Origin of the sequence: Acidiphilium rubrum (assembly GCF_900156265.1) — a bacterium.
Lineage (GTDB): Bacteria > Pseudomonadota > Alphaproteobacteria > Acetobacterales > Acetobacteraceae > Acidiphilium > Acidiphilium rubrum.
Map to the genome: position 1 here is coordinate 1 of NZ_FTNE01000061.1, position 5,516 is coordinate 5,516.

The 5,516-nt window shown below is 56.1% G+C and carries 4 protein-coding genes; 1 reads left to right on the top strand and 3 read right to left on the bottom strand.

Going from position 1 to position 5,516, the window contains the following annotated elements; translation table 11 throughout:
• The 3 genes from BW994_RS18535 to BW994_RS20615 all read right to left on the bottom strand — a co-directional run.
• Positions 1-239 (bottom strand): transposase (locus BW994_RS18535; protein ID WP_175612149.1); only part of this gene is annotated, 239 nt, incomplete at its 3' end.
• A 64-nt stretch (positions 240-303) separates the two neighbouring features.
• Positions 304-1,521: a RecQ family ATP-dependent DNA helicase gene (locus tag BW994_RS18540; protein WP_083703317.1), complete on the bottom strand. Its 1,218-nt coding sequence runs from the start codon at positions 1,519-1,521 to the stop codon at positions 304-306.
• A gap of 887 nt (positions 1,522-2,408) precedes the next feature.
• Positions 2,409-3,080, bottom strand: a complete 672-nt coding sequence (locus BW994_RS20615; RefSeq protein ID WP_029314213.1) for a ParA family protein — start codon at positions 3,078-3,080, stop codon at positions 2,409-2,411.
• A 1,892-nt stretch (positions 3,081-4,972) separates the two neighbouring features.
• On the opposite strand from BW994_RS20615, the gene BW994_RS18550 reads away from it, so the two are divergent.
• Positions 4,973-5,516 (top strand): transposase (locus BW994_RS18550; RefSeq protein WP_245801609.1); only part of this gene is annotated, 544 nt, incomplete at its 3' end.

Below are 5,516 nucleotides of genomic sequence, written 5' to 3' on the forward strand. Positions count from 1 at the left end.
ATCAGCATGCGAAACCGGATGATTTCGTCGAGCCCATGGATCACACGCCCAGGCGCACGAGGATCATCGATGCATGCGGCCAAACGACTTGCGATGCCGAGCCGTTGCTCGATGGCGCGTAACCCCAGCAACCCCCCGTCGGAGGAGAGCAGATCGCCGTCGAACCGGGCCTCGATCGACTTGCCGGCGACAGGTGACAGACCAGGGAGAATTGGAGTATTTGCAACCGAGGCGAGCATGGTGTTCCGTCGTGGTGAAGTTTTGTCTCAACAACAAATACTTACAACGAATCAACGGTTTACGCTATGCTCGCCGACCTTCATGCATAATGCGGGCTAGGATCGCCTGTCGCCGGCAGGATGATGTCTCGCAGACGCCCAGCAGAGCATCGAGCTTTGCCCGTTCGATCCGTTTGATCTCCGTCGGCGAATTGCTCTGGTCGATCATCGCTCGCCGGAGCACCAGATCCTGCATTCCGTAAAGCAAAAGCGTTTCGGCTGGCAGTCCATCCCGCCCTGCCCTGCCCGTCTCCTGATAATAGGCTTCCAGACTACCCGGGAGGTCGAGATGCGCAACAAACCTCACATCCGGTTTGTCGATCCCCATCCCGAAAGCGATGGTCGCAACCAGGATTAACCCCTCCTCTTTCAGAAAGGCATCCTGATTGCGTGAGCGGATCGCTCCGTCGAGACCCGCGTGATAGGGCAGCGCCCGAATGCCGCTTGCCTTTAATCCGGCGGCAGTCTCCTCCACCGATTTCCGGCTCAGGCAATAGACGATGCCGCTCTCCCCCAGCCGTGATTTGAGAAAGCTTATCAATTGCCGGCGAGGCTCGGTTTTCGGCATGATGGCATAGCGGATATTGGGCCGGTCGAAGCTGGCCAGGAACAGTCGTGCGGCGTCGAGCTTTAAGCGACGCCGAATATCCTCGCGGGTTTGCCGATCAGCAGTTGCGGTCAAAGCGACCCGCGGAACTCCGGGAAACCGGACGGCGAGTTCGGCAATCTGAAGATATTCAGGCCGAAAGTCATGACCCCACTGGCTGACACAATGGGCCTCGTCGATTGCGATCAGGGCGATCTGGGCGCCGTCAAGCATATCGAGGAAGTCCGTCATCATCAGCCGTTCGGGCGCGACGTAAAGGAGATCGAGCTTTCCGTCACGCAACGCGGCCTTGGCCTTGCTACGTTCGCTTCCGGTCAACGAAGAGTTCAGTGTCGCGACGCGCACGCCGAGTTGGCGGAGGATATCGACTTGGTTGCGCATGAGGGCAATCAGCGGCGAGACCACAATGCCAACGCCCGGACGACATATGGCAGGGATCTGGTAGCACAGGGACTTACCTCCACCGGTCGGCATCAGAACGATGGCGTCACCACCTTCGACGACGTGCTCGATGATCGACTGTTGCTCGCCCCGGAAACCAGGCAGACCAAACACCGACTTCAGAATAAATGATGGTAGGGCGGTATTCGGTACCTGGATATGTCTCCCATGCGCGGTAGCTTTGGTTGTCGCCATGCATCGTGTTTACCCGAGATCACGGACAGGACCATCATCAGGCGCGCGATAGTAGAAAATTACCCCCCTTCCCTCCTGCGGCTGTCTTGAATAATTCTCAAAGCCAGACCCGTAAGTAGAGACGTTTCAGTCTGATAACGGAACGTACTTACGCTCCGAATTTAGGTCAAAGACGGCTTCATGATCAGTTTGGTCAAGGGCATAGGCATGAACGGAGGTTTGGTTGGTGGCGTGGCGCCTTGAGATCGCTTCAGATGGGCTTTATGTTGTTCGACCTACTTTTTTTGGGAATCCACACCGCATCGGACCAGAGCCTTGCGCGACAGCGAAGCCGCGCCCTACAATTAATCGAAAACTTAAGTGGTTGCGATATACTATGTTTTTGTTCCATTCAGCCGCATAAGTCATCTCCGAGTCAGGGGGTTTAATGACCCTGCCTGTTTCTCATGAGGTTATGAGGTTATGAGGTTACGAGGTTACGAGGTTATGGGCAGATGATGACACGAGGGTATGAGCGCATTAGTCTGGAATTCTTATTCGATGGTCATGCTTATCCAACCAATCGTTCAGCGCAGCCTTGACCATTTGGCTCAAAGTGATTCTTCTTCGCTTGGCGATAACGCCTAGTTCAACGTGGACGTCTTCGGGTATAGCAACTTGGATGAGTGACTTCCCGCGTCGCCACGCGTTCCTGTCGGGCACAGCCCCGCTGGATGGGACGACTTGTGCCTCTTTTGAAGGCGACGAAGTATCCGCGGCGTTTGATGGTTCACCTTCTCTCTTGGCCCGTTGCCGGGTTAGCCGCTCAGCTAGTCCATCCTGATGAGCTAGTCCCTCCCGCTCAATATCCAAATCCGCAAGCGCACTTGGCCGTTTTGCCATCGTCCTCACTCCCTACCCGCGGCCGCCAAAGCCGCTATGTCAGGCATACCAATCTCCACGCGGAGCCAGCGCCACACTTTCCTAATTTCAATCGAGGCGGCCTGGTGGGGCTGAAATTCTGTCACGCCTTGACCCTGCTCAATCGCAACCCTGTAGTCAGCCCGATGCGTATAGATGGCTGGGGCAACCCTCCCCCCTGCCCTCTCGATCGCAGTCGTCGCGTCACCACGTCGGCGCGACGCGCCCGCCGACCAATCGATCAAGAGAACAAAATGCCGTTTATTGTCTGCGCGGAGCCGTGCGAGTGTGGGACCAAGCGTCGACAGTTCGAGATCAGTCGGATGACATGGGATCAGCACAAGGTCGGCTGCGCCGATGGCTGTCGTAATCGCGTTATTGTCCCGTCCCGCAGTGTCGAGCAAAACAAGTTGGGCCCCGGCATCCTTAAGTTCGCCGAGTCGATCTTCTACGTCGATTGGGACGCAGACTTCAGCGAATGGTCGTGGCGGAAGCCCCGCTTTCTTTCGCAGCCGCGCCCACCTTCCCACCGATGCTTGTGGGTCCAGGTCCAGGATCGCCGTCTCCAGGCCTGCCTCGGTTGCGGCACAGGCGAGATTAATCGCGGCCGTGGACTTTCCCATGCCGCCTTTGTCTGATGTCAGAGCAACTACCTTCATTTCCTCAGTGCCTCATGAGGTGGTGATAATATGAGGATTAGATGTAATGGTGCTCGACGTCAATTCCTTCTGCTCAGGGTCGTCTTAATGGGCTGCGCCGCCCGAGATGTCGACCGGCCAGAGTCGCAGATCCTGCCTTTGACGCTGATCCAACCCTAACTGCCGACCCACCTCCTCATGAGCGCATTGTCTCAGTGTCTCAACTCCTCGTTCGTAACGCCCTATCTAGGTTGGCTCCGATCCTAGTCCGGCAACCTCAGCAATTTTGGCTCATTGTAAACTGAGATGATCTCCTCATGAACCCATTGCCTCATGATGTTTTTGTCTAAGAAAAACCTTACTCGACCGTCGACCCCGCGACCATCTAGGAAACTCATATTCCCTTTTAGGCCCTGCTAAATGGCCACCGTCTACTTTTGTACAGTGTCGATTCTCGTTGAAGGCTGGCGAGTCATTAGCATTGGCTCATGAGGATAATTCCTCAGTTTTTCAGTTGCTCATGAGGTCGTTTGTCCCTGCCAAAAGCGGTTAGCGCCCTCGTTAAATACACAGAAGCCTCATGAATATATGAGGGGATGAGAAACGGTGGAGATGAGGATATGTTTTCATGACCTCAGTGCCTCATAAAGCCAGTGCTTTTATTTACTTCGGGCGACGTAGGCAGGCGCATGACATCGCCTGTCGAGGACACTGTTCTATCTCATAGCTGCTGTGCCTCAATTCCTCATGAGGTTAATAAGCTGCCAGGCTCATTCAGCGGGTTCTATCACCTTATTGTCTTAAAACCTCAGTGCCTCATGATCTTATAGGGGTCTCATGCCGCGCGAGATTAGGCATGCGTTGCCTAGCCGTTAGGTGGCTATCACATCGCCAGAGGTCCAAGCGAGGCGTGTAGTTCATAGCCTCATGAGGAGCTAGCCCCAGCTTTGGCGAATTCCCACAGTTCCTGGGGCTCGGAACCGGGAGGGGGCGTGGGTAGAGATTAAGGGATCTCAGGAAACCTTTGTATGAGATACTGACCTCATGAGGCCCTGTGGATGGCCCGAACCGATGCCGGTGCTTTCACTACCCCGTGCTGAAAGCTTAGCAGATAACAGAATTACGTAGCGTATGACGCAGGAACGAAAATAGCTCCGCATCGCCGTCAGCGACTTTCGCACCGTTCTATTGTGTCGTGATGTCTTGCTCATTGGATAGACGGCTGTCAAAGAGCGTGACGAAACTGGCTCGGCCGCGATTGTAGAATCGCGCGCGCATCTTCGCCGGAAAGATCACGCTTCGACATTGCCTATGGCGACTAACCACCACGATAGCGTCTAGCTTTTTGAGTATTGTAAAACCATCCTCTTTTTCCGTAGGAAGCGTAAATGGGGGGGGGAACTCCCTGATCAAGCGATGACCGGTTCCGCCAGGTGCAGCAGGAAAAACTAGATGTAGCTGATTACGGTCCGGTCGTACCAGCCGCAGTATCCGGGGATTTGGTCCCTTAGCACCTACCAGAACACCGGCGCCAAGCCTTAATGTCGCAGGTTAGATTTGGCCGCAGGTAGCTGAACTCAGAGGAGAAGTTTCTGTTGCTTTGGATACACAAACTCTTGGTCGGACGCGTCTCGTGTTTGCACAGGGGGACCACGTGCTCGACCGTGCGCTTTGATTGCTCGTTCAGGCTGACCTAATTTTAATGTGCTGCCTTCGCAGGCTAAGTTCGACATTCGAAGCTTGCGCTCTGATTATACCGTACCAAGCCGCTTACGGGGGACGGGAACGGGGACGGGGAGGGGGGTGAAACTGGATGGGAGCTATGGCCGAAATTGTGTGATGGCATGGTGAGAAAGGTGGCGTATCGAAGCGGGTGGAAGCCTGCCCGAAGCTCTTGAAGCAGCGATACGCCTATGACGAGCGATAGCACTATTCTTCCCTTCCGTAAGCCCGGAAGCGTTGGGGATCCGATGACGGCGATCCTGAGGGACGGGGCCCGTCGGGTGCTGGCCCAGGCAATCGAGGCGGAGGCTGTGGCGTTTCTGGCCGCGATGAAGGGTGAACGGCTGGCTGACGGTCGCGACCGCATTGCGCGGCACGGTCTGGGTCCGGTGAGGGAAATCCAGTCCGGGATTGGTCCGGTCGCGGCGCAGCGCGTGAAGCTGCGCGACCGCGGGGCGGAGGCGGGCAGTGAGCGCATTCGTTTCACCTCGGCCCTTTTGCCGCCCTGGGCGCGTCGGACCCGGAGCCTGGATGCGTTGCTGCCCATCCTTTATCTGCGCGGTATTTCGATGGGTGATTTCCAAGATGCATTGGGGGCGTTGTTGGGGAAAGATGCGCCAAACCTCTCGCCCTCGGTAGTTGCCCGATTGCGCGGCGAATGGGAATCCGACTTCAAGCGCTGGCAGCGGCGGGATCTTTCGGCCCGGCGTTACGTCTACATCTGGGCCGATGGCG